4 protein-coding genes are annotated in these 3595 nt (G+C 49.1%); all 4 read right to left on the bottom strand.

The annotated features are described in order from the left end of the window. On the bottom strand, window positions 1-410 hold a 410-nt coding region (locus tag Q0510_RS02205), incomplete at its 3' end, for a cation transporter (protein ID WP_298707818.1). A gap of 78 nt (window positions 411-488) precedes the next feature. Next, window positions 489-1043 carry an AraC family transcriptional regulator gene (locus tag Q0510_RS02200; protein ID WP_298707816.1) on the bottom strand — a complete coding sequence of 185 codons (555 nt, stop codon included), beginning with the start codon at window positions 1041-1043 and terminating at the stop codon, window positions 489-491. A gap of 118 nt (window positions 1044-1161) precedes the next feature. Then, window positions 1162-1734 carry an AraC family transcriptional regulator gene (locus Q0510_RS02195; RefSeq protein ID WP_126247955.1) on the bottom strand — a complete coding sequence of 191 codons (573 nt, stop codon included), beginning with the start codon at window positions 1732-1734 and terminating at the stop codon, window positions 1162-1164. Window positions 1735-2330: 596 nt separating this feature from the next. Next, a partial coding sequence (locus Q0510_RS02190) for a heavy metal translocating P-type ATPase (RefSeq protein WP_298707814.1) occupies window positions 2331-3595 on the bottom strand: 1265 nt, incomplete at its 5' end.

Below are 3595 nucleotides of genomic sequence, written 5' to 3'. Positions count from 1 at the left end.
CAGTTGCCGTAGGGCATATCCATGAAGAACATGCCGATAATTACGATGGGCAACGACAGGATGGATGACCATATTGTACGTTGTTTTACTTCCCGGTAGTGGCGTTGCTGGGCTTCTTCCTTTACTTCGTCCTGATTTTCGAGATCAATAACGAGGTCGTATCCGATTGCGCGAACTGCGCTTTGAAGTTCTTCGTGGGTAACTGCACCCTTTCCATATTGCACCCAGGCAGATTGGTTGGCGAAATTTACGCCGGCATCCTGTACGCCAGGTACGGATTTAAGCATGGATTCCACACTGATGGCGCAAGCCGCGCACGTCATTTCCAGGACGGGAAAGGTTTCCTTTATCGTTCCGGCGCTTTTTCTATCGGAGGTAGCCACTGGTCTTGCTGTTATCGTTGTTGACATTTTCCTGATTTTCAACAAAATTACGCCAGAAGACCGGGGCGGTTATTACACTATATCCGGAGATTTGTATATAATTCCTCAGTTGGCTGGCTTGCCTTTGCCAGAAAGCGACTGCTTATTTTGCCGAATTTTCTGGAAGTGAGAAGGGGGCAACCCTGTATTCGCTTTGAACTGCCGGGACAGATGGCCTATGCTGCTGAACCCGAGATTGTAGGCAATATTTGTGAGGGAATCGTCGGTATACACGAGGAATTCCTTGATTTTCTCAATACGAAATTCTATAATGTATTTCTCCAGGGTTATTCCTTCCACCTCTGAAAAGATGGAGCTGAGCGTGGTAAATTCCTTATTCAGTTTTTTCGCGAGCGTCTCAGAGAATTTGAACTTCGCGGGGAAATCATAGGATCCGGAGTACACCTGTTCCACGATCTTCTTGATGTCTCGCGCTAGCTTGGTTTTCTTGTCTTCCAGAAGCGAAAATCCCAGTGGGGCCAATTTTTCGCTGAGGGCGGCAATATCGGGAGCGGACAATGCGGATACCGTGGTGATTTCTCCCAAACTGATGTTAGTGACAGGGATATTCAACTCCCGCAAAACCTGGCGGATGGAGTGAATACACCTTTCGCAGACCATACCCTTTATGAAAATTTTGTATGTGCTATGCATAAAGCCAAATATTTGAACTTATGCAAAGGTGAGGCAAGGTTCAGGAAGAACTGTTATATAATTTTGGCGAACGATTATAAAATTATCAGGATTTTACTTTATCCAGCGGTTTCCGTTGGTTTTCCTGGGACTGTTTGAACTGCGACGTGGTAAGGCCGGTAACTTTTTTGAATTGCTGGGAAAGGTACTGGATACTGCTGTAGCCGAGTTTTTCCGCTATTTCGCCTACCGAGAGCTCGTTGTAGGTAAGCAATTCCTTGGCTCTCTCGATGCGCTGGAGGATTACGTATTTTTCAATTGTCGTGCCTTCAACCGTAGAAAAGAGGTTTGAGAGCTGGGTGTATTCCATCCCCGTTTTTTCCTGGAGGAAGACGGAGAGTTTCTGGGATAGCTCTACTTCGTCCACGCTGTGAATCAGTTGTATTACGATATTTTTTACTCTTTCGACCGTGGTACTTTTTTTATCATCCAGCAGCTCGAACCCCAGTTGCTGAAGCCGGGCCTTCAAAACCGGCAATTTTTCTTCAGCGACCGGAGCGGAAATGGTTACTTCTCCCAGTTGGATGTCTTCAAATGGGATTTCGGTTTCTTCGAGCAGCTGGCGAACGACCATGATGCAGCGGTCGCAAACCATGTTTTTAATAAATACTACCATCATTGAAAGTTAATAAGGCGCATTATAATGTTATTTGTGCTTCAAAAGTAAAGATAAAAGTTGATGTGGCGGATATCAAGCGAGTTCAACAGGAAGTTGCGGAGGCGCGGGTAGACAAGAGCGCTACGCGCGCGTATAAGCTTAACCGTTTATTAGAATGGTTGAAAAGGAAACGCAATGCTCAAAATTCATAAGCGCAGCCGGGCGAGTTAGCGCGGCTGTTTAAATTATATGTTATGGTAGCAAATGCCTGAAGGAGCTTCCAGATTACTGAAATTATCTTGAAATATTTACCCAAAGTGGCGCCGGGCCAGGGGAAATATGCAATACAATAGATTATTCGCATCTTCATCCGTTCATGGAATACGGCAGAGATATTCCTGTTGGAAGAGTTTAAGGTATTACTTCTCGACCATTCTGCCGGGATTTTTGGCCAAACTTCGGTCGGCAAAGGTGGCAGGTTGATCGTAATAGTTGAATTGTTCGGCGTTTTGTTGAAAGTGAAATTGTGGGCATTAATTGATTGAAGGCGAGAATGTAGGTTTTGGGCATTTTGGGGCAAAACAGGCGAAATCCGTTAAGGTTTCGCTTGTTTTGTATTAGAATTTCATCCTCTGAATACGAACGGCGTTCAGAATCGCCAGCAGTGCCACACCTACATCTGCGAAAACCGCCTCCCACATAGTGGCTAATCCACCAGCACCGAGAATCAGCACGATAGCCTTCACCCCAAACGCCAGGGCAATATTTTGCCAAACCACGCGGTTCGTGGCGCGGCCGATCTTCATGGCGATGGGGATGCGGGAAGGCTGATCGGTTTGGATCACCACGTCCGCCGTTTCGATGGCTGCGTCGCTACCCAGTCCACCCATGGCAATTCCCACGTCGCTGAGCGCGAGAACGGGAGCATCGTTGATGCCATCGCCCACGAACGCGATAACGGCGCCGGGCTCCTTTTTGATTTGCTCCACTTTCTCCACCTTGTTTTCCGGCAAAAGGTCGCCGAAAGCGCGGTCAATTTTGAGGACTGCGGCCACTTTATCAACTACGGCCTGCTTGTCGCCGCTGAGCATGGTTGTCTGAACATTCATTTCGTGCAATGCCTGCACGGCCTCCTGCGCATCTTCCTTCAGCTCGTCGGCAATGGTGATATATCCGGCAAACTTTCCATCGACGCCTACCATTACAACGGTATCGGTGATCGCTGTCGCTTCCGGCGGAATGGGGATCCCTAACTTCTGCATGAACTTTCCATTTCCTGCTGCGACCATCTTCCCACCGATCGTACCCTTCAGACCATGTCCGCTGATTTCCTCCAGCGCATCCACGGTCTGGCCGTCAGCGTCCATTCCGGCGTGCTCCACAACCGCGGCCGCAATGGGATGGGTTGATTTGCTTTCCAGCGCAGCGGCCAGCGGCAGCCAGGTTCCTTCCGGCAGGTCGAAGCTGCGGACTTCCTGCACCCGGAAAACACCCTTCGTCAGCGTTCCGGTCTTATCCATCACCACGCGGTTCACTTTGGTAATGAGGTCGAGGTAGTTGGAGCCCTTGAACAGAATACCCTTACGGGAAGCGGCGCCGATACCACCGAAGTAGCCGAGCGGTATGGAGATCACCAGCGCACAGGGGCACGAAATCACCAGGAAGATCAAAGCCCGGTACAGCCAGTCGTTGAATACATAATTATCGACGAAGAAATACGGCAAGAGCGTGATGCCTATGGCTAGGAAAACCACGATGGGCGTGTAAACCCGCGCGAACTTGCGGATAAACTGTTCCGTCTTCGCTTTCCGCGTGGTAGCCTCCTGGACCATCGTAAGAATGCGCGCCAGGGAGCTGTCATTGAACAATTTCGTGACTTGCA

Origin of the sequence: uncultured Chitinophaga sp. (genome assembly GCF_937874145.1) — a bacterium.
Classification (GTDB): domain Bacteria; phylum Bacteroidota; class Bacteroidia; order Chitinophagales; family Chitinophagaceae; genus Chitinophaga.
Note: the sequence above shows the minus strand (reverse complement) of the source record. Positions and strands in the feature narration are given on the sequence as shown.

Excerpts from the sequence above, each read along its gene's own strand:
- Q0510_RS02200 (WP_298707816.1), bottom strand. The coding sequence starts at position 1,043 with ATGGTCTGCGAAAGGTGTATTCACTCCATCCGCCAGGTTTTGCGGGAG.
- Q0510_RS02195 (WP_126247955.1), bottom strand. The coding sequence starts at position 1,734 with ATGATGGTAGTATTTATTAAAAACATGGTTTGCGACCGCTGCATCATG.